Genomic DNA, 24,564 nt, shown 5'->3' on the forward strand with positions numbered 1-24,564 from the left:
GGTGATTGCCCCGTTTGGGTGATCGGGGGCGGTAAGCGCACGCCCCCCGATACGCTCATGAAGAGTGACCCCTGAAAAGGAGGATGCCGTGGCCGTAATGCAACACGAGCTGACGTTGGGCGAAGCCGCCGACCTGCTCTCCAGTGCACTGCCTGGGCACCGTGTGGAGATTCTCCAGGGGAGGCTCATTGTGACACCGCCGCCGGACGGCTCGCATGCGCTGTCGTTGTCTTGGCTGGTCGTAGCGTTCGATGGGGCGGGGGCACGGAAGGCCGGGCTCAGGTATGTCCAGGGCATCGGCCTCTGGCTGCCTGCGTTGCCTGACGACTACGCGATCCCGGACTTCTCGGTCGTCGACGAGGACTTCCGTGACGCTGTGGTCCAGAAGAACTGCTACGCCCCGAACGTCTTCCGCCTGGTCATGGAAGTGACATCCTCGAACTGGTCCGATGACCTGGGCCCCAAGGTCGAGAGTTACGCGGAGGCCGGCATCCCGGTCTACATCGTGGTCGACCGCAAGCACGACGAGGTGCTCCTCTACCAGGACCCGGTCGACGGGAAGTACGACGCCCCCCAGCGCTTCAAGCGCGGTCAGAGCGTTCCGGTCCCCGACTCCGTCGGTGTCAGCCTCGACCTCGCCGTCGACACCCTCCTCGACGGCGACTGACCACCGACGCCCGAAGGTGGAGTGTCGTACTCCCGTGCGACACTCCACCCCATGCTTGGTGTTATCGACCTCCCGACCTATCTCGCGGGACTTGTGCTGATCGTTCTGCTCCCCGGGCCGAACTCGCTGTACGTGCTGTCCGTCGCCGCCCGCAAGGGCGTACGCACGGGGTACACGGCCGCCGCGGGTGTCTGGTGCGGGGACACCGTGCTGATGACCCTGTCCGCGGCCGGAGTCGCCTCGCTGCTGCAGGCCAACGCCGTGCTGTTCGGGATCGTGAAGTACGCCGGGGCCGGATATCTGACATGGCTGGCGATCGGGATGCTGCGCGCCGCGTGGGGCATGTGGCGCACCCGGCACGAGCGGGCCGAGGAGAGCGAGGCCGCCGCCGCACCGGCCGCCGAGGAGCGGCCCTACCGGCGGGCGCTGGTGATCAGCCTGTTCAACCCGAAGGCGATCCTGTTCTTCGTCGCCTTCTTCGTGCAGTTCGTGGACCCGGGCTACGCCTACCCTGCTCTTTCCTTCGTCGTCCTCGGTGCCTTCGCCCAGCTCGCCAGCTTCCTGTACCTCACCGCGCTGATCTTCAGCGGGACGAAGCTGGCGGCGGCCTTCCGGCGGCGCAAGCGGCTCTCGGCGGGAGCCACGACGGCGGCGGGCGCCCTGTTCCTGGGCTTCGCCGTGAAGCTCACCCTCGCCAGCGCCTGAGCGCTCCGCCGGCGGTACCAGTTCCCCGCGCCCCTTCAGGGCGCGGCCGAACCGCCTAGGACAGGACCCGGCCGAGGACACCCAGGCGCGTCGCGTACTCCCGTAGCCCCGAAGCCGTGTCGCCCGTCCATCCCACGTAACCGTCGGGGCGGATCAGGAAGAGGCCGGTGCCGTAGGACTCGTACGCGGGGATGCCGACCGTACGGACGGGGAGTGCGGGCGCCTGGGTTCCGGGGCCGGCCGCGAGCAGGGTCCACTGGGGGCCGCGGAAGGCGTCGAAGAGCCGGGTGCCGTCGGGGAGAGGGCCGTCCGGGGCGCGGTCGCCGGCCCGCAGGGCGTTCTCCGGGAGGCCCTCGCGCAGGTCCGTCGAGAGTGACGAGTCCCGGTAGCCCAGGCCGAGTTGGCCCGTCGTCTGCGTGCTGCGCCGGGTCTCGCCGCGGTGGACGGCCGTGGACAGGCCGAGCATGTGCGCGGCGACGGGCCGCCGTTCCTCCTCATAGGAGTCGAGGAGTGCCTCGGGGGCGCCGTCGCCCAGCACCGCGCCCAGTTTCCAGCCCAGGTTGTAGGCGTCCTGGACGCTGGTGTTGAGGCCCTGGCCGCCGGCCGGGGAGTGGATGTGGGCCGCGTCCCCGGCAAGGAAGACCCGCCCCGCGCGGAAGCGGTCCGCCAGCGCCGCCCGCGGGCGGAAGTCCGAGGCCCAGCGCACCTCGGTCACGGCCTCGGGGGCGAGGTGCGAGCGGGCGGCGACGACCTTCCGTACGCCCTCCAGGGACAGATCGGGTGCGGTCCCCTCCGGGAACCGGGCGGCGAGCTGGAAGTCCTCGGTGCCGGCGAGCGGGCAGATCGCCAGGAAGCCGTCGTCGTCCCGGGGCTGGAACACGTGCCAGTGGTCGCGGTCCAGGCCCGTGACACGGATGTCGGCCACCAGCGCCGGATGCGGGTCGACCGTCTCGCCGGACATGGCGATCCTGAGCCCGCGCCGCACGGTCGAGCGGCCGCCGTCGGCACCGACGAGGTACCGCGCGCGGACGGGGGCGCCGGCGGCGAAGTGGGCCGTCACCCCGTCCGGATCCTGGGCGATCGTCAGCAGTTCGCGCCCGAAGGCGACGCCTGCGCCCAGTTCGACGAGGCGCGCGAAGAGGATCTCCTGCGTACGCCACTGCGGCACCATCCACGGCTCGGCGTACGGCGAACCGTCGCTCGCCTCGGCCGGGTCGAACATCCGGTGCTCGCCCTGCGGCTTCCCGTCCTGCCAGATCAACCCGACCGGGTAGGGGCCGCCGGCCGCGCGGATCGCGTCGAGTACGCCGAGGTCCTCGAAGACCTCCACCGTGCGCGGCTGGATGCCCTTGCCGCGCGACCCGGGGAACAGGCCGTCGGTCCGCTCCACGACGAGCGCGTCCACCCCGCGCCGGGCGAGGTCGACGCCGAGGGCGAGACCGGCGGGGCCCGCCCCCACGATCAGAACGTCCACGTCCACGTCCGAGCCGATGTTCCGGCCCGCGCCCGCGCCCGTCACCGTTGCCTGTGCTGCCATGACCACACTCTCCTTAACGCTGTTAAGTTCCGGCGTTTCCGAGCGTGACCTTAACGGTGTTAAGTTGTCAAGTGTGAGTACGGAACGAAGAGCGCCGCTCGACCGCAAGCGCGTCGCGGACACCGCCCTGAGACTCCTGAACGAGGGGGGACTCGAGGGCCTGACCCTGCGCGCCATCGCCAAGGAGCTGGACGTCAAGGCGCCCGCCCTGTACTGGCACTTCAAGGACAAACAGGCGCTGCTCGACGAGATGGCGACGGAGATGTACCGCCGGATGACCGAGGCCGCGCCGGTCGACTCCGGCGCCACCTGGCAGGAGCGGCTCCTGGCGGCCAACCGCGCACTGCGCGCCGCGCTGCTGAGCTACCGCGACGGTGCCAGGGTCTTCAGCGGCTCACGCTTCACCGGCACTCTGCATGCGGTCGAGATGGAACAGCACCTGCGCCTGCTCACGGACGCGGGCCTCACCCTCGCCCAGGCGGTCCGGGCGGCCACGACGGCCTACTTCTACACCCTCGGGTTCGTCACCGAGGAGCAGGGCGTCCAGCCGCTTCCCGGGGAGCGCCGCGCGGGATACGACGTGGACGACCGCGCCCGCCGGATGGCCGACTTCCCTCTGTCGGCCGCGGCGGGCGCGGAGATGTTCGAGGACTACGACCAGCACTTCGAAGAAGGGCTGGCCCTGGTGATCGCGGGGATCGGTACGCGCTACGGGATCGGCTGACCCCGCGGTGCGCCCTACGGCCGGGACGCCCCCACGGTCGGCCGGGGCTTCGCCAGCGCCGTGCGCAGTTTGGGCGTCAGCCAGTTCTCCACGTACCGGTTGAGCAGCCAGGCCAGCACCAGCATGCTCGCCGCCGTCAGCAGGAACGTGGCGTACGACGGGATGTGCAGCCCCTGGTGGAGGGCCTTGATGACGACCCAGCCCAGGTGTTCGTGGACGAGGTAGAAGGGGTACGTCAGCGCGCCCGCGACCGTCAGCCAGCGCCAGTTGGCCCAGCGCAGCCAGCCCAGGGCGATCGCGGCGACCGCGACGTAGCCGAAGGTGACGACGAGGACGATGCCGTAGGTGGTGCGGTAGGAGAAGCCGCCCGCCTGCGGGGCGTGCCACAGCCCCTGCACCGCGTAGTGCTGGCCGATCAGCCAGCTCACGGCCACGATGCCCCAGGCGTACACGTCCTTGCGGTCGCGGTGCACCAGGTAGAGGCCGACGCCGCCGATGAAGTACGGCGCGTACTCGGGCATCAGGACGATGTCCAGCAGCGGCATCTTGGCGCCCTGCGCGATGACGTAGGCCAGCGTCCAGCCGGCACAGAACATGATCACGCGGCGGCGGTTCGCGCCGGGCAGCACGATGCACAGCGCGAAGAGGGCGTAGAAGCGGACCTCCGCCCACAGCGTCCAGCACACGCCCAGCACCCGGTCGACGCCGAGCGGGTACTGCAGCATCGTGAAGTTGACCAGGGTGTCGCTCGGCGAGACCGTCTTGAACGCGACCATCGGCAGCGCGAACACCACCGTCACCAGGATGATGGCGGCCCAGTACGCGGGCAGCAGCCGGGAGGCGCGGGAGGCGAAGAACGAGCGCAGCGGGCGGCCCCAGCCGCTCATGCAGATGACGAAGCCACTGATCACGAAGAACACCTGGACGCCCAGGCAGCCGTACGCGAAGTACCCGTGCAGCACGGGGAACTGATGGCGCGGCGAGCTGCCCCAGGCTTTCGCGACCTCGCCGTCGCGCCCGCCGTAGTGGTACGCGGCCACCATCAGCGCGGCGACCAGCCGCAGTCCGTCCAGTGCGCGCAGCCGCGTCTCGCGGGGCTTGGCCGGTTTCGCGGGGGGCGGTGCGTCCGTGGGCGGCAGGACGGTGCGGGCCACGGTGCCCGTGGAGGCCACTTGGACGGCCTCGCGCGAGTCGATCACAGGTTTCCCCTCAACGGGACTCAGTGGACCCACAGCACACTAATCCGATTAATAAGGTTTACCTGGCCGTACGACCGACGATTCGTCCGACGGTCTGTGCGTGTTCACCTGTATGTCGTTTCCGGTTCCCGGGCCGGCCCGCGGCGGCCCGGCCCAGGAACCGGATCAGCGACCTACCGCCCGCTTCAGCGAGCGGGCGCGGCGTGCCACGCGGCGCACGGTGGCGTTGCGCGGGATGAACGCCAGCTGCGCCGGGACCGCGCCGGGCAGCGCCAGCGAGGTGAGGCGCTTGCGCTTGAAGTAACGCCGGGTGTGGTGGTTCAGATGACTGGTCAGGTAGGCCTCGGCGGCCGGGCGCAGGTCCGGGTAGATCTTCGGCTGCATCGCGAAGCCGACGGCCCGGACGAGGTCCGTCAGTGCCGTCACGTCCATGCCCTGGCGCTGTTCGTTGACCGCCGACTCGTCCGTCAGTTCGGGCAGCAGCGCGTCCACGATCGTGACGGGGACGCGGTTGCTGTTCTCGTACGGTGTGAGACGGTCGAGCAGGGGGCCGGTGCCGACGCGGGCGACCGGGAGGCCGTAAAGCGCCGAGGCGGTGAGCAGCGCGGTCGAGAAGCAGCCGACCACCAGGGCGGGGCGCATCCGCTGGTAGAGCACCTCGGCGAGGACCGGGGTGTCGAGCACGGTGAGGTCGGCGCCGAGCTTCTCGGCCTCCTTCTCCAGCAGGCGCGACCAGCGGGCCGGGGCCGAAGGGTGCGGCTTGAACACCACGCGCGTGTGGCCGAGCGCGAGGGCGCCCTTCAGCATCCGTACGTGGAGGTTCTCCTCCTCCTCGGCGGTGAGGATGTCCAGCGCGGAGAGGTACTGGCCGAGCAGGAGGGCCGGTTCGTCGACGAAGGGCAGCTCGTCGCCGGTGTCGACCAGCTCGGCGAGCACCTTCGAGAACGCGTCCGTCGGCACGATCTCCGGCTCGACGCCGAACTCGGTGAGGAGCAGCGGCTTGAGGCCGGGGACGAGGTCCAGGTGGAGCAGGCGGGTCACGCGCGTGCCGACCAGCGGGTCGATCTTGTTGCGGGTGGGGCCGTAGCTCATCAGGCCGTCCGCGTACACGGTGACGGGCGCGCCCATGAAGATCTGCGAGATGCCGAGCGCCGGGTTGACCTGGATCGACTCGACGGCCAGCTCGATGTCGTCGTCGCCGAGGTTCCAGGCGAGCCGCAGATGCCGCTCCCACAGGGGGACGTCGTCGGGCCGCGGGGCCCAGCCGCCCGGGTGGAAGGGGGAGATGGTCTCGTTCCACGAGATGACGTCGTCGAAGCGGCTGCGCAGCTGCTCGAACCCCGGCATCTCGTCGAGGCCGGGCGTCGTCTCGGGCGTCGCCGCGTTGTTGGAGACGAGCAGGATGCGCCGGCCGGCGGGGCGGAAGCAGTCGGTGTCCAGGGCCGCGGCGAGCGTGGCCGTGCCGTACAGCGTGGACGCCATGAAGATCTGGGTGGTCACGCGGCCACCCCCGTGGTGGAAGCCGGACGGCGGCGCAGCCGGCGCAGCCGCGTGGCGCGCTGCACGTCCATCGAGTCGAGGGCGTCGTCGAGCACGTCCTGCGGCATGTTCCGCAGAGCGACGGCGCTCATCGACTTCAGTTTCCGTGCCACTGCCGGCTCGAACCTTTCGATGGATCCCAGATGATGGGAAATAATCGCGCAATAGGTGCGCACGGCCTTGGGCAGGAGTTTTTCGGCGTCGCGGTCCGCCGCGGTTTCCGCCACCACCTGGTCGAACGCCCGAATGAAGTCGAGCTGGCGCACGTCCCCGATCTGGGTGAGGGAGGAGGCCACACCACGCCGGTAGAACACACCGAGAAGCCCCACCGTGGCGAAGGATTCCGCCTCCCGGTGCAGCTTCCAGATCCAGGGCCGGTCCTCGGCCGTCCGCAGGCCGTCGGTGAAGTGCAGCAGCCCCCGGTCGACCAGCCGGCGGTGGTAGATGCCCGCCCAGGCGTAGGCGTAGTCGACGGAGGTGGAGCGGTCGGCGGGCAGTATCGCGTCGCGGGGGTTCAGTACCACTCCGCGACGGCCGTGCGGGACCCTGTGGATGGTGCGGGCCCGCGCGGTGCACTGGACATGGTCCGTACGGACGAAGTCGCAGCCCAGCTGTTCGATGGAGGCAACAAGTTGTTCGTAATAGCCGGGGGCGAGCCAGTCGTCCCCGTCGAGGAACGTGAGGTATTCGCCGTGCGCCGCGTCGATGCCCGTGTTGCGCGCGGTCGCCAGTCCTCCGTTCTTCTCGTGTCTGACATACACCGCGCCGGGGAGCTCGCGCTCCGCGCGCGCGAGAATGTCCGGAGTCTCGTCTCGTGAACAGTCGTCCACGAGAACGAATTCGAAGTCCTCACGTGCGTTCGCACGCAGGCTCTTCAAGGTGTCGGGTGCATATTGCTGCACGTTGTAGAACGGCACGATGACGGAGAGCTTGACCACCCACGTGACGTTAGGCGGCGGCCCGGCATTCGTCTTGACCGTTGGTGAGATGTCAGGTGAACGACGCGTGGCGAAGCAGTGAACCCAGCTGATTTCCGGCTCGATCGCGGCCTGATTCGCCATTCGTCGATGTGCTGTTAACCGTTTGTTGCATTCAGGTTGGGCCGCAACTCGGAATGGCTTCCTAGCGTCTTGGACGTGCCAGCAAGTACCAGGAAGTCCCTGCGGGTCGCCGTTCTCGCGGATTCCGACACCCGGTGGAAATGGGGTTCGCTCACCGCGAATCGCATTTCACCGGCTGAATCGGACATTCTGCTCGACGGTTATCTCCTGCGTGGCCGAGCCACCCCCACCGCCCGCCAGCTCGAAGAAGTCGGCGTCCGCGCGGATTCCCTCCGCGAGGTCACTGCCGTCGAATTCCTGCGCGCCATGGAAGGGGAGCCGTACGACGTCCTCGTCATCGCCCTCGTGGGCGGCGGTGTGCAGGCGATCCTGCACGGCCTGGCGCACGTGTGGGAGGGACGGAGCAAGCGGCCCGTGGTCGTCACCGGCTATGTCGGCGTCGTCTACGAGAAGCTCGCCGACGGCCTGCTGCTGCGGCACGGCGCGGACCTCGTCCTCGCGAACTCCCGACAGGACGCGGAACGCTTCCGGGCCGTGTACGAGGGAGTGGGCGCCGACGCCTCCTCGGTGACGGAGGTGGCGCTGCCCTTCCTGGGGGGCGCCGCCTACGAGAAGCACGACCCGTACACGGTCGTCTTCGCCGCCCAGCCCTCGGTCCCGGAGAACCGCAAGGACCGTACGTACCTGCTGAACCGGCTGATCCAGCACGCCCGCCTCCACCCGGACCGCGAGGTGCTGCTGAAGCTGCGCTCCAAGCCGGGCGAGCACACCACGCACATCGAGGAACTGCCCTACCAGAAGCTGGCGCAGAAGACCGACCTGCCCGCCAACTTCCGGCTGGTGTACGGCCACATGGGTGAGGTGCTCGACCGCACCGACCTGCTGGTCACCATCAGCTCCACGGCGGCCCTGGAGTCCCTGCACCGCCGCATCCCCACCGTCGTCCTGAGCGACCTCGGGGTGCGCGAGGCGCTCGGTAACCACCACTTCGTGGGCTCAGGCTGCCTCGCCTCCTGGGACCAGCTCGACGCCGGACACGAGCCGGCGCCCGACCCGGTGTGGGTGGCCCGCCAGGGCGTTGCCGCCGACGGGTCGTACGAGACGGCCTTCGACGAGGCGCGCGCCCGGATCACCGGCCTGCTGGCGGCCCCCGGACTGCTGCCCCTCGCCCCCTACTACACGCCCGTCACCGCCCCCGGCTACCTCCCCGAGATCCTCGCCCGCCACCACCTCGCCCCGGACGGCAGCCCGCTGCCCGGCGCCCCCGCGGCCGACAAGGAGCCCAGCCCCGTACGGCAGATCGTCCGCCGGGCGGCCCGCGGCGCCTACCGCCACGGAGTGCAGCGCGTGGCCCCCGTGATCCGGCGGATGGGGGAGCTGTGACCGCCGCCGATCCCTCAGGCCTTCCGCCGGTCCCTCAAGCCTTCCCCCGTGTCCCTCGTCAAGGAGAACAGCGCATGACCAACTCGGAAGCGGGTCACGCGGCGCCGGTGCGCCGGGTGCTCGCGGTGATTCCCGCGCGCGGCGGCTCCAAGGGCGTCCCCGCCAAGAACCTCCTGCCGGTCGGCGGAGTGCCGCTGGTGGCCCGCGCGGTGCGCGAGTGCCGGGCGACGCGGCTCGTCACGGACGTCGTGGTCTCCACCGACGACCAGGCGATCGCCGCCGCCGCCCGCGAGGCGGGCGCCGAGGTCGTCCTGCGCCCCGCCGCCATCGCCGGCGACACCGCCACCTCCGAGGCCGCCGTCCTGCACGCCCTGGACGCCCACGAGGCGCTGCACGGATCCGCGGTCGACGTGGTCCTGCTCGTCCAGTGCACCAGCCCGTTCATCACGCGGGAGGACATCGACGGGGTCGCCGGGGCGGTCGCCGAGAACGGCGCCGACACCGCGCTGACGGTGGCCAACTTCCACGGCTTCATCTGGCGCGACGCCGCCGAGGAGTCCACCGAGGGCGGCAACGGCGTCAACCACGACAAGTCCTTCCGGCCCCGCCGCCAGGACCGGCCCCAGGACCTCCTGGAGACCGGCGCGGCCTACGCCATGGACGCGGCAGGCCTGCGCAAGCACCAGCACCGCTTCTTCGGCCGCACGGAGCTCGTGCGCACCGACCCGGCCCGCGTGCTGGAGATCGACGACCCGCACGACCTCGCCCGCGCCCGCGCGCTGGCCCCCCTCTTCGACGCGAACCGACCCGGTTCGCTCCCGACCGCGGAAGACATCGACGCGGTCGTCCTCGACTTCGACGGCACCCAGACCGACGACAGGGTGCTGATCGACTCCGACGGACGGGAGTTCGTCTCCGTGCACCGCGGGGACGGCCTCGGTATCGCCGCCCTCCGCAAGAGCGGGCTGACGATGCTGATCCTGTCCTCGGAAAAGAACCCGGTCGTCGCCGCCCGCGCACGGAAGCTCCAGATCCCCGTGCTGCACGGCATCGACCGCAAGGACCTCGCACTGAAGCAGTGGTGCGAGGAGCAGGGCATCGCGCCTGAGCGCGTGCTCTACGTCGGCAACGACGTCAACGACCTCCCGTGCTTCGCCCTCGTGGGCTGGCCCGTGGCGGTCGCGAGCGCCCACGACGTCGTGCGCGGCGCCGCACGCGCGGTCACCACCGTCCCCGGCGGCGACGGCGCGATCCGAGAGATCGCCAGCTGGATCCTCGGCCCTTCTCTCGACTCCCTCGACAAGTAAGGAACTTCTCCACCATGAGCACCAACTCCCGTCTGCGCCAGTTCGGTTCGAAGACCGCCGGTCCCGGCCACCCCGTCTACGTCGTCGGCGAGATCGGCATCAACCACAACGGCGAGCTCGAGAACGCCTTCAAGCTGATCGACGCCGCCGCCGAGGCCGGCTGCGACGCGGTCAAGTTCCAGAAGCGCACCCCGGAGATCTGCACCCCGCGCGACCAGTGGGACATCGAGCGCGACACCCCCTGGGGCCGCATGACCTACATCGACTACCGCCACCGCGTGGAGTTCGGTGAGGACGAGTACCGCCAGATCGACGAGTACGCCAAGAGCAAGAACATCGACTGGTTCGCCTCCCCGTGGGACACCGAGGCCGTCGCCTTCCTCGAGAAGTTCGACGTCCCCGCCCACAAGGTCGCCTCCGCGTCCCTCACCGACGACGAGCTGCTGCGCTCCCTGCGCGCCACCGGCCGCACGGTCATCCTCTCCACGGGCATGTCGACCCCGAAGCAGATCCGCCACGCGGTCGAGGTCCTGGGCAGCGACAACATCCTGCTCTGCCACGCCACCTCGACGTACCCGGCGAAGGCCGAGGAGCTCAACCTCCGCGTCATCAACACCCTCCAGGCCGAGTACCCGAACGTCCCGATCGGCTACTCCGGCCACGAGACGGGCCTGCAGACCACGCTGGCCGCGGTCGCCCTGGGCGCCACCTTCGTCGAGCGTCACATCACCCTCGACCGCGCGATGTGGGGCTCCGACCAGGCCGCCTCCGTCGAGCCGCAGGGCCTCACCCGCCTCGTCCGCGACATCCGCACCATCGAGGCCTCCCTCGGCGACGGCGTCAAGAAGGTCTACGAGTCCGAGCTCGGCCCCATGAAGAAGCTGCGCCGCGTCACGGGCGTCGTCGCCGAGGCCGAGATCGCCGCGGCCGCGGGCGAGCCGGTCTCGGTCTGAGGTCCTGACCTCCAGAACCCCCCACGCGTTACCTCCCACCTCCCTACGACAACTCCTTACGACAGGACGGTCGTACGTCGATGAGCCCCCGCGCCGGATCCACCGGCCCCCACACTCTCGCCTTCGTCGAGAGTCCGGTACAGCTCCTGAACGTGCTGGAATGGGCACACACCTCTGTCCATCACGGCACGGCGCCCGGCGCGGGGCTCACCCTCGTCGTCCTGTCCCCCAATGACCCGATGACCCGTGGCCAACTGCGCCGCATGGCCGAACTGGCCCGCGACGAGGGCCACTCGGTCCGCTGGGAGGAGGCGCGCGGTGGCACCACGGCGCCCTTCCACACCATCGGCGGCCTCGCCCCGCTGCTGCGCAGGGCCCGCCGCATCGTCATGGGAGACCCGTTCTCCCGCTATGTGCAACTCCTCCTGACGATCACCCGCGCCCCCGACCTGGTCGTGGTCGACGACGGCACGGCGACGATGGAGTTCGTCGCCCAGCTCGCCCGTGGCGAACGCCTGGTCCGCTGGCACCGCAAGGGCGGCCGCCCGGGTCCGCGCGACCTGCTCTTCGCCCCGGTGTCCTCTTCGGCCAGGCGTCGGCTGACGCCCAGTGAACGCCGTACGGTCGAGGTGTTCTCCTCGATGCCGATCGACGAGACCCCGATCGGTGTGCGCGTCACCGCCAACGACTTCTCCTGGACCCGGGCCCGCTTCGGGCCGCCCCGCATCACCAAGGGCGCGGACCTGGTCGGCACGTCCCTCGTCGAGACGGGAGTCGTCGACGGGGAGCGCTATCTCCAGGCGGTCCGCACCCTCGCCAAGTCCCACGGAGCCACCCGCTACTTCGCCCACCGCCGCGAGAGCGCCGAAAAACTCCACCGGCTGGCCGCGGAGACGGGTCTGGAGATCGTCCGCCCCGATCTCCCCCTGGAACTGATCGCCCGCCGCGGCCCCATCGGCCGAACGATCCTCAGCTTCCCCTCCACGGTCGTCCACACGCTGCCGCTGGCGCTGGCCGGCACCGAGGTCCGCGTCGCCGTCTGCGACATCGACCCGGCCTGGCTGACGGAGAACGCCTCTCCGCGCGCCCAGGGCTTCCTGTCCGGGGTGACGGGGACGGCACGGGACGTACACCGGTTGTCGTCGGTGGCGGCGATATAGGCGATGCGGCAGAGGTAGAAATACAGGAGATACAGGACTTTCCGGGCCCGGGGGCCCGTCGGGTGTTCACCGCCCGGCGGGCCCTCGGGCTTTCCGCGTTCCCGGCCCGGGCGTGCCGTGACGTCTACGCGCATCCTCCACAGGTGGCGCACCGAACAGTCATATGGTGTTCGCCATTCGTCCACAGATCACGCGTGGGACCGACACGATCCAGCCATTGAATCTCCCCGCACGGCACCAATCGGTCGCCGCACGCCTGTTTCGTTTACGCAGTGGGGGGACCACACGTGGCGTCCGCACATGTGGAGTCCGACGGATCGGACTCCGACAGACCCGCGTCCCGGCGGCCGTACGCCGCTCGGGGACCCGGTGACCGGATCTTCCGGTACCAACTGACAGCCAGCGGTGTCGTTGTCCTCGCCATCATGGCGGGAGTTGGCCTCTTCCTGCTTCTGAGAGCCGGTCAGGCCCTCAAGGCCACCGGCTTCTCCTTCCTCACCACCACCGCATGGCAGCCGGACGTCCACAACTTCGGCATCGCGGCCGTGCTCACCGGCACCCTGCTGATCGCCGTCGTCGCGGTGACGATCTCGGTGCCGCTGGCCATCGGGACCGCGCTGTTCATCACCGACGTGGCACCGCGCAGGCTGCGCTACACGCTGGTGACGATGGTGGACCTGATGGCGGCCGTACCGTCGGTCGTGTACGGGCTGTGGGGGCTGTTCTTCCTCCAGCAGCACGTCATCGGACTGTCGCGCTGGCTGTCCACCTGGCTTGGCTGGATACCGCTGTTCACCGTGGACGGAGCCCAGCCCGGCGAGCCGCTCGCTTCCGACAGCGTCTATACCGCCTCCACCTTCGTCGCCGGGATCGTCGTCGCGCTGATGGTCGCGCCGATCCAGTGCTCGGTGATGCGCGAGGTCTTCGCCCAGGCCCCGGCCGGCGAACGCGAGGGCGCCTACGCGCTCGGCGCCACCCGCTGGGGGATGATCCGCGCGGTCGTCCTGCCGTACGGCAAGGGCGGCATCATCGGCGGCACGATGCTCGGCCTCGGCCGGGCGCTCGGCGAGACCATCGCCGTGTACCTGATCATCTCGCCGGTGTTCGTCATCCAGCCGCACATCCTGCAGACCGGGGCGAACTCGGTCTCGTCGCTGATCGCCCTGCACTACGGCGACGCCTCCCCCTTCGGCATGTCGGCGCTGATGGCGGCGGGCCTCGCGCTGTTCCTGCTCACCCTGGCGGTCAACTTCACCGCCTCCTCGGTCGTGGCCCGCTCCCGGTCCGGCGCACAGAGCGAGGCATGAGATGACCGTCGTAGAAGAGAACCTCCTCGCGGAGAAGGCCGTCCCGGCCGCCGGGCCCGTCCCGGCGGAGCCCGCCCTGCCCCCCGACCGGCCGCGCCGTATCGGCGGCGTCAGCCTCTCCGGCGTGCTGTCCCTCACCGGCGCCGCCGCCTCCGGGCTCTGCGCCACGATCCTGCTGTACGGCGAACTCGCCCCGTTCTCCGGCGCGTTGGGTTTCACCGTCACCGCCTACCTGCTGTTCCTCGCGATCTACGCGATGTTGACAGGATTCGAAGAAGACGGCCACGCCGTACGCGACCGGGTGATGACGGTCGTGCTGTGGACGGCGGCCACGCTGCTGCTCACCGCGCTCGTGCTCATCGTCGGCTTCACCGCCTGGCGCGGCCGGGAGGCGCTGCTGCACCTCAACTTCTTCACCAAGGACATGCAGGCCGCCGGCCCGCTCGACCCGCTGACCAACGGCGGCATCGCCCACGCGATGCTCGGCACCCTCATCATGACCACCATCGCGCTCGCGATCACGGTGCCGCTGGGTCTCGCCTGCGCCGTGTACCTGAACCAGGTCCCGGGCCGCTTCTCACGGTTCGTGCGGACCATGGTCGAGGCGATGACCGCGCTGCCCTCGATCGTGGCCGGCCTGATGGTGTTCGCCATCTGGATCCTCGGGCTCGGGATGCAGAAGTCCGGTCTCGCGGCCGGCTTCGCGATCAGCGTGATGATGCTGCCGATCGTGATCCGCGCGTCGGACGTCGTGCTGCGGCTGGTGCCGGGGACCCTGACCGAAGCGGCCGAGGCGCTCGGCGCACCCCGCTGGCGCACCGTCCTGCACGTCATCCTGCCCACCGCCCGCTCCGGGCTCGCCACGGCCGTCATCCTCGGCACCGCGCGCGGCATCGGCGAGACCTCTCCCGTCCTGCTCACCGCCGGTTTCAACCCGGCGCTCAACGCCGACCCCACCAGCGGGCCGATGGTGTCCCTGCCGCTGGCCGTCTTCAACTTCGTCAAGTCGCCCCAGCCGACCATGATCGCTCGCGGCTTCGGCGCGGCGGCCGTCCTCATGGCCCTGGTCCTGGTGCTGTTCGTGATCGCCCGCGTGATCGGCGGCCGCGGCCCCGGCCACCAGACCAAGCGTCAGGCCCGCCGCACCGCCCGCGCCTCGCGGCAGGACGTGGCGCGCTTCGCCGAACTGCACGCCCCCGGCCTGTCCCTGTTCGAGGCCGCCCCCCGCACCGAAGCGTCCGCCACAGCCGACCCCACCGCTCCCGGAGAGAACGACTGATGCGCAGCCACCTCCATACCGTCCTCGGGCGCCTGCGCGCCCTTGCGACCCTCGGCGCCCTGTTCGGCGTGATCGCCGGCCTGCTGGCCGGGCTCGCGGCCACGCCCGCCGCGGCCGAGAGCTACACCCCGGTCGCCGGCGCCGGCTCCACGTGGGCGGAGAACGCCATCGACCAGTGGCGCAAGGCCGTCAACCAGTACGGCATGCGGATCAGCTACGCCGGCGGCGGCTCCTCCGACGGCCGCCGGCAATTCCTCAGCGGCACGGTCGACTTCGCGGTCTCGGACATCCCGTTCCAGACCCATCCGACCGACGGCTCGGCCGCCGAACGTCCGTCGGCCGGCAGCTACGCCTACATGCCGATCGTGGCCGGCGGCACCGCCTTCATGTACCACCTGACCGTCAACGGCAAGAGGGTCACCAACCTCCGCCTCTCCGGAGACGTCCTCACCAAGGTCTTCACCGGCGTGGTCAAGACCTGGGACGACCCGGTGATCAAGGCCGACAACCCGGGGCTCCAGCTGCCGCACCGCCCCATCGTCCCCGTCGTCCGCTCCGACGGTTCGGGCTCCACCGCCCAGTTCACGATGTGGATGGCCAACCAGCACAAGTCGCTGTGGCAGGCGTACTGCGGCAAGGTCGGCCGCTCCGGGGCCTGCGGGCAGACCTCGTACTACCCCACCGTGTCCGGCATGATCGCCCAGTCCGGCGACCCGGGCGTGGCGGGCTACGTCGCCCAGAACTACGGCGAGGGCGCCATCGGCTACGTCAACTACTCGTACGCCATCAACGAGGGCTATCCGGTCGCCAAGATCCTCAACCACGCGGGTTACTACACCGAGCCGACCCCGAAGAACGTCGCCGTGTCGCTGCTCAAGGCGAGGATCAACACCAACAAGAGCTCCGCCGACTACCTCACCCAGCAGCTCGACGGCGTCTACAACGACAGCGACCAGCGCAACTACCCGCTGTCCAGCTACTCGTACATGATCCTGCCCCTGAAGGCGCAGGGCACCTTCACCGAGGCCAAGGGCAAGACGCTCGGCGCCTTCTCGTACTACTTCATGTGCCAGGGGCAGCAGCAGATGCCCCAGCTCGGCTACTCGCCGCTGCCGATCAACCTGGTGCAGGCGGGCTTCGACCAGATCCGCCGGATCCCGGGCGTGCAGACGAAGAACATCAACATCAAGGGCTGCAACAACCCGACCTTCTCCAGCGACGGGCACAACAAGCTCGCCGAGACCGCCCCCTACCCGGCGGCCTGCGACAAGAAGGGCGCCGCGGCCTGCAACACCGGCAGCGGCGGCGCCAAGTCGGGCGGCGGCAGCGGGGGTTCGGGATCGACGGGCGGTAGGAGCGGCGGCGGCACCTCGGGCGGTACCGCGAACGGCAGTACGAACGGCGGGAGTTCGGGCGGCGGCGGCACGGGCGGCTCGGGCGGTACGGCGGGCGGCACCGCCCAGCCCGTCGTCGACCCCGACACCGGGCAGACCCTGGCGCCCGGCACCGGCACCGGCGGCGGATCGGGTACCGGCACCGGCGGTAGCGCCGTGGACGGCACCATCGCCCTCGCCCAGCCGGTCGCCGTGGCCGGGCACAGCGGCTGGACCAGCACCCAGACGCTGATGCTGCTCGCCGTGTTCCTGGTACTCGGGCTGCTGCTCCTGCCGTCCATCGTCTCGCGGGCGATGGCCGCGCGCACCGGGAGCGGCGCGAAGGGCGACACCAAGGACATCAGGGACGGGGGTGCGCGATGAAGCGCGTACGCAAGCTGCTGGTGCGCCTCGTCGCCGGCGCCGCCGCCGGAGCCCTCGCCGGCCTCGCGGTCGCCCAGACCGCCCAGCCCGCCACCGCCGCGAGCGGCACCGACTCCGCCGTCACCGTCTCCGGCCGCGGCGAGTTCAAGGACATGAAGTTCAAGGTCAGCCAAACCGCGCACCTCACCAGCCAGGCCATCACCGTCTCCTGGACCGGCGGCACCCCGAGCACCTTCGCGGGCACGCTGTTCAACACCGACTTCGTGCAGATCATGCAGTGCTGGGGCGACGACGACGGCACCGTCCCGGCCAACCCGGGCCCCTCGCGCACCCAGTGCCAGTACGGCGCCTCCCCGACCACCGACCGGGGCAGCTGGCCGGGCAACGAGTACGACGACTCCCGCAAGATCTTCTACAGCGCCGACCCCGGCAACTACGGCCAGGACGACCGCTACGGCGCCGGTGGCGTCTCAGGACAGGGCGAGGTGCCCTTCAAGTCCGTCGACGGCACGGTGATCACGAGCGGCACCCAGAACAACTCCCTGTTCAACCACAACACCACCAACGAGGTCGACTTCGCCCGCACCGGCGCCGACGGCACCGGCCAGGAGTTCTTCGAGGTACAGACCGCCAACGAGGCCCCGCACCTGGGTTGCGGCGTTCCGGTGACGGAGAACGGCCGTACGACACCGCGTTCCTGCTGGCTGGTGATCGTCCCGCAGGGCCACCTCGACCTCGACGGCAAGCCCTACGCCGACACCAGCCAGGTCAACGCCGGCTCCCCGGTCTCCTCCACCAACTGGAAGAACCGCATCGCCGTCAAGCTCGGCTTCAACTCGGTCGGCGCCAACTGCGCCCTCGGCTCCGACGAGCGTGCCACCACCGGCAGCGAACTCGCCGCCGACGCCATGAGCAGCTGGCAGGCGGCCCTGTGCCCGACCGGCAAGGTGTACGGCTACACCGAGCTCGGCGAGCCCGACACCCGCGCCCGCCTCACCGCGAACGGCTCCTCCGGGCTCGCCTTCACCACCCGGGCTCTCGGCGCCGACACCGGTACGACCGCACCCACGGACACCACCGTGTACGCGCCCACCACGCTTTCCGGCACCGTCATCGGTTTCACCATCGAACGCAGACCCAAGGCCGGAGCCTCCGACGCGGCCCGTCGCCTCGCCGGTACCAAGGTCGAGTCCATCGACCTCACGCCCCGGCTGGTCGCCAAGCTGCTCACCGAGTCCTACCGCAACTCCCCCTGGGGAGCGGTCCGCGGCTCCGCCGTCGCGAGCGGCTACGGCTGGGCGAAGAGCAACCCGGCGGGCCTGGCGACCGACCCCGAGTTCATCGCGCTCAACCCGGAGTTCGCGGAGCTGTCGATCCCCGAGACCCCGGCCACCGACACCGACCTGCTGACCTCGCTCGGCCACAGCGACTCGGCTCGCGCGGTCTGGCAGTGGATCGTCTCCGACAAGGAGGCCCGCGGCTTCCTCGCGGGCGTGTCCGACGACTGGGGGATGCGCGTCAATCCGTACTTCAGCACCAACGCGGACCTGAACCCGACCGGTTTCCCCTTCGACCCGGCGGCCACCGACACGTACCCCAAGAGCGATCCTTGGTGCACGATCCCGGCGAACAGCGGCGCCACCGAGAAGCAGTGCATGATCGACTTCCATCCGTACGTGACGGACATGCACGCCGGCGCCCTGCACACCCGGCGCGCCGACAACCTGTGGAAGGCGACCTGGGACCCGCTGGCCAGCCCGCCCGCGTACAAGAACCCCGGCCCGCAGACGGTGGGCTCCCGGTTCGTGATCACGGTCACGGACGCGGCCTCCGCCGCCCGGTTCGGCCTGCAGACCGCGCGTCTGCGCAACACGGCGGGTAAGTTCGTCGCGCCCACCACCGCGTCCCTCACCGCCGCCGCGGCGAGCGCGTCGGGCGCCCACGCCGCCGAGATCAGCCCGGCCAAGGCCACCGCGAAGGGCGCCTACCCGCTCGCGCAGCTGGTGTACGCGGCGGTACGCCCCGCCAAGCTCGACGCGGCCGCCCGCAAGGGCTACGCGGCGCTGCTGACGTACGCGGCCGGCAGCGGGCAGGTCCCCGGCGCGGACCCGGGCCGGCTCCCGGCCGGCTACGCCCCGCTGCCGAAGGCGCTGCGCTCGATCACCACCAGCGCCGCCACCACCCTCGCCCACTACACCGGGCCGTCCGCCACGCACGGCGGTTCCTCCGGCGGATCCAGCGGCGGCACCGGTGGTACGGAGGGCGGCTCCGGCGGTACGTCGGACGGGGGCGTCTCCGGCGGCGGTACAGGCGGCGGTGGTACGGACGGTGGTGGTACGGCATCGGGTGGCGGCGGGAGCGCGAGCCCCACGCCCAGCGGCGCGCCCTCCTACGACGGCGGCAAGGCCGTCGCGACCACGGCCGCGGGCACCACGCCGGCCGACCCGGCGAACGCGCTCCGCTACGCCGTCCCGCTCGGCGCGGCGCTCGGCGCCGTGGCCGGCGTGGGCGCGCCCTTCGCGGGCGGCAGTCGGCTCCGCTTCCCGCTGCGTGTACCGCTCCCGGGCGGCCGCGTCCTGACCATCCCTGCCCCCACCCTCCCGGAGCGGCTGCGCAGGCTGCTGCCCCCCGGCCGGGACTGACCCGCTGCCCGGACAAGGGAGTCCGGCTACCCGGGCCGGGGCTCTCGACCGGGGAGTCCGGTCCGTCGGGCTGAGGCTCCCGGGTGAGGGCGCCAGGTCCCTGTGGACCGAGGCACCCACAACGGAGTTCGGCCCGCCGGACTCCGTGCCGCACGACGACGGAGCCAGGCCCACCCGGGCCGGGGCTCCCCACAGACGGCCGTCCGCCCCGAAAGGCAGTCGGGGCGGACGGCCTGACCCCCCACCCTGCCAGATCCACCCACGCAGAACCGCCGTACAACCGACGCACAACCACAGGAGAACCTCGATGCGCACAATGCGCCTCACCGCGGCCATGGTCGCCGCCACCGTGGTGTCCGGCACGCTGGCTCTCGCGAGCCCGGCGTCCGCCGACCCCACCCCCGCCGGGACCTTCCGCCAGCTCGTCGGCGTGGGTTCCGACACCACCCAGGACGTCCTCAACGCCCTGGCCGGAGACACCGTCAACGGCAAGAGCTACGCCGACACCGCCGTGAAGGCGGGCGACGCGGGGATCGCTTCGTACGACGCGATCCCCTCCGGTTCCGCCACCACCACCATCCAGACCCGCTCGGGCGGCCCGTCCTTCCTGCGCCCCAACGGCTCCGGCAAGGGCAAGCTCGCCCTCAGCGAGTCGCTGACCGGTGACAAGTTCCCCAGCAGCGACGGCGTCGTCATCAAGGGCCAGGTCGACTTCGCCCGCTCCTCGGGCGGCCCGAGCGTCTCCGGCACCGCCCTCACCTACGTCCCGTTCGCCCGGGACGCGGTCGGCGTCGCGGTCCGAGGCTCGGGTCTCGACACGCTGACGGTCGACCAGTTGCACGACATCTACGCCAACGGCGGGTCGCCCACGGTGAACGGCCACGTCGTGCACCCGGTCATCCCGCAGGCCGACTCCGGCACCCGCAAGTTCTTCCTCGCGGCGATCGGCCTCAACGAGCTCACGGTCTCCTCGAACATCCCGACCGTCCAGGAGAACCAGGCGAACGCCGCGCTCACCCAGGACGGCGCGCTGGTGCCGTTCTCCGTGGGCAGCTGGATCGCCCAGAACAACGGCATCGCGCCCGACTACAGCACGACCGCCGTCGCCGCCGGAGCTCACCTGGCCAGCATCCAGCTGCCCGGCGACACCGGCGCCACCAGCCCGGTTACCACGGTGAACGGCAAGCTCACCCCGGTCGCCGGCTACTTCGAGAACGCCACCTTCGGCCGCGACGTCTACAACGTCGTCCCGAGCCGCGCGATCGACCCCACCAGCGTCTTCTTCGACAAGGCGCTGTACGACGTCTTCGTCACCAGCGGCACCCACGAGGCGGCCCTCGCCACCGACACCGCCGAGAAGGTCATCGCCGACTTCGGCTTCCTGAACGAGTCGTACAACGGCTCGGTCAACCCCGCCAAGCACGCCAAGCTCGGCGGCCTGGAGGAGTCCGGCATCGACATCAAGGCGCCCAACGCGCCTGTCCTGAGGGCCACCCCCGGCGACGCGAGCCTCAAGCTGACCTGGGGCGCCCCCACCCCCGCGCCCGCGCTGCCCGTCACCGACTACCGCGTCACGCTGACCGGTTCGGACGGCGCCGTCGTGGCCGTCAAGGACGTCCCGGCCACCACCCTGTCGTACAGCTTCACCGGCCTGGCCCTCGGCACCTACACCGCCTCGGTCTCCGCCGCCAACCTCAACGGCACGGGCTCCGCCGCGTCCTGGACCGGCGCCGTCAAGTACACCAGCGCCGTGAAGGCCACCGCCGCCACGACCGCGTACGGCAAGACCCCGAAGGTCGTCGTCGCTGTCACCGGTTCGCACGGCGTCGTCCCGAGCGGCAAGGTGACCGTCAAGGACGGCGCCACCACGCTCGGCACCGGCACCCTGGACAGCTCCGGCAAGGTCACCATCGGCCTGTCCAACCACCTCAAGGTCGCCACGCACACCCTGTCGGTGATCTACGGCGGCAGCACCAAGCTCAACTCGTCCGTGACGGCCACCAAGCTGACGATCACCAAGGCGACCGCGTCGGTCGGCAGCACCGCGCCCGCCTCGATCAGCCACACCGGCCGCGCCAAGGTCGGCGTGAGGGTCGCCGCGACCGGCACCACGCCGACCGGCACGGTCCGCGTCTACGAGGGCTCCCGCGTGATCGCCACCGGCACGCTGAGCGGCGGCAGGGTCACCATCACCCTGCCCAAGCTGGGCCGTGGCAAGCACACCATGCACGTGTACTACACGGGCTCCACGACGGTGAACTCGAAGAACGGCGTGAACTTCACCATCAAGTCCACCTGACGCACCACCCGTCGGGGAGACCGCCACGGCGGTCTCCCCGACGGCCCCACCAGCCAAGCCCCACCAGCCAAGCCCCACCAGCCAAGCCACCAGTGAAGCCATGGAAGGAGACGCGTCGCCGTGACGGTCGCCGTACAGACCACGCTCACCACGCCCGTACCGCGGCTGGGCGTTCGCGGAGTCACCGCCGTCCGGCACCTCGCCCGGGGCGGTCTGCTCACCCTGGCCGCCCTGCTGCTCGGCCTCACCGCCCAGCTGCTGCTCGTCAGCGGCATCCAGGAACGGGCCGCGCAGCACGCCGCGTACGACGCACTGCGCACCCAACTCGCCCTCGGAACCGCCCCGGTGGCCCAGATCGACCAGCAGGGCAGCCTGCTCGCGCCCGGCACACCGGTCGCCCTCATCGACATCCCCGCCGTCGACGTCCACCAGGTCGTCCTGGAGGGCACCGACTCCGCCGTCCTCACCGACGGCCCCGGCCACCGCCGGGACACCCCGCTGCCCGGACAGTCCGGCACCAGCGTGCTGATGGGCCGCGCGGCCGCCTACGGAGGTCCCTTCGGCCGTCTCGACCAGCTCGCCGCGGGCGACACGTTCACCGTGACCACCGGCCAGGGCAAGGCGAAGTACCAGGTTCTTGGCGTACGACGGGCCGGCGACCCGGCGCCCGCCGCCGTGGCCTCCGGCAAGGGCCGCCTGGTCCTCGTCACGGCCACCGGCCCGCACTTCATGCCCGGCGGGGTGCTGCGCGTCGACGCCGACCTGATCTCCACCCCCGCCCAGACGCCGGCGGCCGTCATCCGCTCCGGCACGCTTCCGGAGTCCGAACAGCCCCTCGCCCACCCCTCCGGCGTGCCGTGGCCGCTGGTCATGTGGCTCCAGGCGCTGGTGGCCGCCGCCGTCGCCGCGGTGTGGACCTGGCACCGCTGGGGCCGGCACCAGACGTGGATCGTGTTCGCCCCCGTGGTCGCGGTCCTGGGCCTCCAGGTGGCCGTCCGCACCACCGAACTGCTGCCGAACCTGACGTGAACCCTGTGAACCTTCCCGAGACCCACGATCACCCCGAGGTGCCCGACGTGACCGATGCGACCGCTTCCCTCGATACGACGGCGACCGACACCGTCGTCCTGCCGCCCGTCGCGCCCGTCGCGCCCGTCGCGCCCGTCGGGACCGTGACGGGAGCCGCGAAGGGGGCCGTCGCTCCGGCGACCCTCGAGGCCCGCGCCGTCTCGGCCTGGTTCGGCAGCCACCAGGTGCTGCAACAGGTTTCCCTCACGATGCCCGCCGGGCAGGTCACCGCCCTGATCGGCCCCTCCGGCTGCGGCAAGTCGACCTTCCTGCGCACGCTCAACCGGATGCACGAGCTGATCCCCTCGGCCGCGATGGGCGGCGAGGTGCTCTTCGACGGCGAGGACATCTACGCCCCCGAGCGCCGTCTGACCGACGCGCGCCGCCGGATCGGCATGGTCTTCCAGAAGCCCAACCCGTTCCCCGCCATGTCGATCTACGACAACGTGGTGGCGGGTCTGCGCCTGACGGGCACGCGCGTCGGCCGTCGAGAGAAGGACGAGCTGGTCGAGGAGAGCCTGACCAGGGCCGGCCTGTGGAAGGAGGTACGGGACCGACTCCGCCAGCCCGGCGGCGCGCTCTCCGGCGGCCAGCAGCAACGCCTGTGCATCGCCCGCGCCCTGGCCGTACGTCCCCAGGTGCTGCTGATGGACGAACCGTGCTCGGCGCTCGACCCCACGTCCACCCGCCGGGTCGAGGAGACCATCCACGAACTCGCGGGCCAGGTGACCGTCGTGATCGTCACCCACAACATGCAGCAGGCGGCCCGCGTCTCGCAGCAGTGCGCGTTCTTCCTCGCCGAACAGGGCACCCCCGGTGGCATCGTCGAACACGGCGCCACCGAACACATCTTCGGCGACCCCGAGGACCAGCGCACGGCGGACTATGTGGCGGGCCGCTTCGGCTGACATCCTCGGCTTCTGTGATGATCAGACGCCGAACTCTCCTGGCCGCGCTCGCGACGACCCCAGTCCTGGGCGGCGTCGCGGCCACCACCGCCACCCCCGCGGTGGCCGCCGAACCCGCCTCGAACACGGCCCTCTACGCGGACCCCACCTGGACCGAGGGCGTGGACTGGTCCCGCCGCTCCAGACGCCACCTGATCGACGACCAGAGCACGACCGGCCACGCCCCCTTCCTCCGCTCCACGGTCATCGCCCCGCACGGCGGCGGCATCGAAGGGGGCACCTCGGAACTCTGCCTGGCGACAGCCGGTTACCACCCCGCCGACCTCGCACCCACCCCGGCGGCAGGACCGGTGCACGACTTCTGGATGTTCGAGGGCCTGATGAGCAGCGGAAACGGGGCGCTGCACGTCACCTCCACCCACTGCGACGACACGATCGCCCGCTCCCTGTGCGCGGGCAGCCTCAACGTCGTCTCCCTGCACGGGTGCACCCCCGAACAGGCGGGCCTGGAGGCCGGCGCCAAGGCGGTCCTGATCGGCGGCCTCAACCCGACCTTCCGGCAGTACTTGCTGGAGGAGTTCACCGCGGTCGGCATCCGCGCGGTGACCGCCTCGGGCGAGGAGGAGATCGCCGGAATCTCCCCCGACAACATCTGCAACCGCACCCTGCTCGGCATGGGCGCCCAACTGGAGATCACGACGGCTCTACGGACCTCGATGTTCGCCGCTGGCAAGAACACGGTCGCCGACCGCGCGACCAACCTGCTCCCCTCCTTCTGGACCTTCGTGGCAGCGGCACGCAAGGCGATCGACCGGGTGGAGGCGGGGCAGACGGTGCTGTGACGCCGAGGACGGGCTACCCGCGCGTATGTCCGTTCCTGACGGCGTCAATGACAGTGCCGAACTGGGCGGGGGAGACCGTGAGGACGACGTCCGGTTCGTCGTTCTCGCGGAGGCGGATGGTTCCGTCGGGGGCGGCGGCCATCCTGACGCAGGAGGAGACCTCCGAGCCGTAAGCGAACTTCTGCCGGCTGATTTCGGGCATGGACTTCGGCCTGGGCGCCTCGGGA

The 24,564-nt window shown here is 70.9% G+C and carries 20 protein-coding genes; 15 read left to right on the forward strand and 5 right to left on the reverse strand.

The window, feature by feature from the left end; genetic code table 11:
• The first annotated feature begins 88 nt into the window (after positions 1 to 88).
• Together ACZ69M_RS17900 and leuE are read left to right on the forward strand one after the other, a co-directional pair.
• Positions 89 to 667, forward strand: coding sequence for a Uma2 family endonuclease (locus ACZ69M_RS17900; protein ID WP_470050824.1), 579 nt, complete (start codon positions 89 to 91; stop codon positions 665 to 667).
• Positions 668 to 718: 51 nt separating this feature from the next.
• Positions 719 to 1,372, forward strand: a complete 654-nt coding sequence (gene leuE / locus ACZ69M_RS17905; RefSeq protein WP_470050826.1) for a leucine efflux protein LeuE — start codon at positions 719 to 721, stop codon at positions 1,370 to 1,372.
• A 55-nt stretch (positions 1,373 to 1,427) separates the two neighbouring features.
• On the opposite strand, the gene ACZ69M_RS17910 is transcribed toward leuE, so the two are convergent.
• The gene (locus ACZ69M_RS17910; protein WP_470050976.1) at positions 1,428 to 2,852 is read right to left on the reverse strand and encodes an FAD-dependent oxidoreductase; all 1,425 of its coding nucleotides are present in this window, start codon (positions 2,850 to 2,852) and stop codon (positions 1,428 to 1,430) included.
• A gap of 130 nt (positions 2,853 to 2,982) precedes the next feature.
• Here ACZ69M_RS17910 and ACZ69M_RS17915 point away from each other — a divergent pair, with 130 nt between their 5' ends.
• Complete coding sequence (locus ACZ69M_RS17915) at positions 2,983 to 3,633, forward strand: TetR/AcrR family transcriptional regulator C-terminal domain-containing protein (protein ID WP_470050828.1); 651 nt, start codon at positions 2,983 to 2,985, stop codon at positions 3,631 to 3,633.
• Between the two features lie 14 nt (positions 3,634 to 3,647).
• Here the strand turns inward: ACZ69M_RS17915 and ACZ69M_RS17920 are convergent, their stop codons facing one another.
• From ACZ69M_RS17920 to ACZ69M_RS17930, 3 genes are all read right to left on the reverse strand, one after another.
• Entirely contained in the window at positions 3,648 to 4,832 is a 1,185-nt protein-coding gene (locus ACZ69M_RS17920; RefSeq protein WP_470050830.1) for an acyltransferase family protein, read from the reverse strand.
• A gap of 165 nt (positions 4,833 to 4,997) precedes the next feature.
• Positions 4,998 to 6,332 carry an alpha-2,8-polysialyltransferase family protein gene (locus ACZ69M_RS17925; protein ID WP_470050832.1) on the reverse strand — a complete coding sequence of 445 codons (1,335 nt, stop codon included), beginning with the start codon at positions 6,330 to 6,332 and terminating at the stop codon, positions 4,998 to 5,000.
• Positions 6,329 to 7,309 carry a glycosyltransferase family 2 protein gene (locus ACZ69M_RS17930; RefSeq protein WP_054233676.1) on the reverse strand — a complete coding sequence of 327 codons (981 nt, stop codon included), beginning with the start codon at positions 7,307 to 7,309 and terminating at the stop codon, positions 6,329 to 6,331. Before ACZ69M_RS17930 ends, ACZ69M_RS17925 begins: the two co-directional genes overlap by 4 nt.
• Positions 7,310 to 7,507: 198 nt before the next feature.
• Between ACZ69M_RS17930 and ACZ69M_RS17935 the strand changes: the two genes are divergently transcribed.
• From ACZ69M_RS17935 to ACZ69M_RS17990, 12 genes are all read left to right on the forward strand, one after another.
• Positions 7,508 to 8,815 (forward strand): DUF6716 putative glycosyltransferase, encoded by a 1,308-nt coding sequence (locus ACZ69M_RS17935; protein ID WP_470050834.1) that lies wholly within the window; start codon positions 7,508 to 7,510, stop codon positions 8,813 to 8,815.
• Between the two features lie 74 nt (positions 8,816 to 8,889).
• Complete coding sequence (locus ACZ69M_RS17940) at positions 8,890 to 10,122, forward strand: cytidylyltransferase domain-containing protein (RefSeq protein WP_470050836.1); 1,233 nt, start codon at positions 8,890 to 8,892, stop codon at positions 10,120 to 10,122.
• Between the two features lie 14 nt (positions 10,123 to 10,136).
• On the forward strand, positions 10,137 to 11,075 hold the full coding sequence (locus tag ACZ69M_RS17945; protein ID WP_470050838.1) for an N-acetylneuraminate synthase family protein: 939 nt from the start codon (positions 10,137 to 10,139) through the stop codon (positions 11,073 to 11,075).
• 80 nt (positions 11,076 to 11,155) lie between these two features.
• Positions 11,156 to 12,235 (forward strand): hypothetical protein, encoded by a 1,080-nt coding sequence (locus tag ACZ69M_RS17950; RefSeq protein WP_470050840.1) that lies wholly within the window; start codon positions 11,156 to 11,158, stop codon positions 12,233 to 12,235.
• A gap of 302 nt (positions 12,236 to 12,537) precedes the next feature.
• A complete protein-coding gene (pstC, locus tag ACZ69M_RS17955) occupies positions 12,538 to 13,542 on the forward strand; it encodes a phosphate ABC transporter permease subunit PstC (protein ID WP_470050977.1) in 1,005 nt (334 codons plus the stop codon).
• Position 13,543: 1 nt separating this feature from the next.
• Positions 13,544 to 14,821: a phosphate ABC transporter permease PstA gene (gene pstA / locus ACZ69M_RS17960; protein ID WP_470050842.1), complete on the forward strand. Its 1,278-nt coding sequence runs from the start codon at positions 13,544 to 13,546 to the stop codon at positions 14,819 to 14,821.
• Positions 14,821 to 16,578, forward strand: a complete 1,758-nt coding sequence (gene pstS, locus ACZ69M_RS17965) for a phosphate ABC transporter substrate-binding protein PstS (protein WP_470050844.1) — start codon at positions 14,821 to 14,823, stop codon at positions 16,576 to 16,578. The genes pstA and pstS overlap by 1 nt, the downstream gene beginning before the upstream one ends.
• Positions 16,575 to 19,220, forward strand: a complete 2,646-nt coding sequence (locus tag ACZ69M_RS17970) for a hypothetical protein (protein ID WP_470050846.1) — start codon at positions 16,575 to 16,577, stop codon at positions 19,218 to 19,220. Before pstS ends, ACZ69M_RS17970 begins: the two co-directional genes overlap by 4 nt.
• A 307-nt stretch (positions 19,221 to 19,527) precedes the next feature.
• A complete protein-coding gene (locus tag ACZ69M_RS17975) occupies positions 19,528 to 21,519 on the forward strand; it encodes an Ig-like domain repeat protein (protein ID WP_470050848.1) in 1,992 nt (663 codons plus the stop codon).
• Positions 21,520 to 21,639: 120 nt separating this feature from the next.
• Positions 21,640 to 22,548 (forward strand): sortase, encoded by a 909-nt coding sequence (locus ACZ69M_RS17980; RefSeq protein ID WP_470050850.1) that lies wholly within the window; start codon positions 21,640 to 21,642, stop codon positions 22,546 to 22,548.
• Positions 22,549 to 22,691: 143 nt separating this feature from the next.
• Positions 22,692 to 23,495 carry a phosphate ABC transporter ATP-binding protein PstB gene (pstB, locus tag ACZ69M_RS17985; protein WP_470050979.1) on the forward strand — a complete coding sequence of 268 codons (804 nt, stop codon included), beginning with the start codon at positions 22,692 to 22,694 and terminating at the stop codon, positions 23,493 to 23,495.
• A gap of 17 nt (positions 23,496 to 23,512) precedes the next feature.
• Entirely contained in the window at positions 23,513 to 24,337 is an 825-nt protein-coding gene (locus tag ACZ69M_RS17990) for a poly-gamma-glutamate hydrolase family protein (protein WP_470050852.1), read from the forward strand.
• Positions 24,338 to 24,350: 13 nt separating this feature from the next.
• On the opposite strand, the gene ACZ69M_RS17995 is transcribed toward ACZ69M_RS17990, so the two are convergent.
• On the reverse strand, positions 24,351 to 24,539 hold the full coding sequence (locus tag ACZ69M_RS17995) for a DUF397 domain-containing protein (RefSeq protein WP_355425541.1): 189 nt from the start codon (positions 24,537 to 24,539) through the stop codon (positions 24,351 to 24,353).
• Positions 24,540 to 24,564 lie beyond the last annotated feature (25 nt).

It is taken from the genome of Streptomyces sp. NPDC107454, assembly GCF_055582885.1.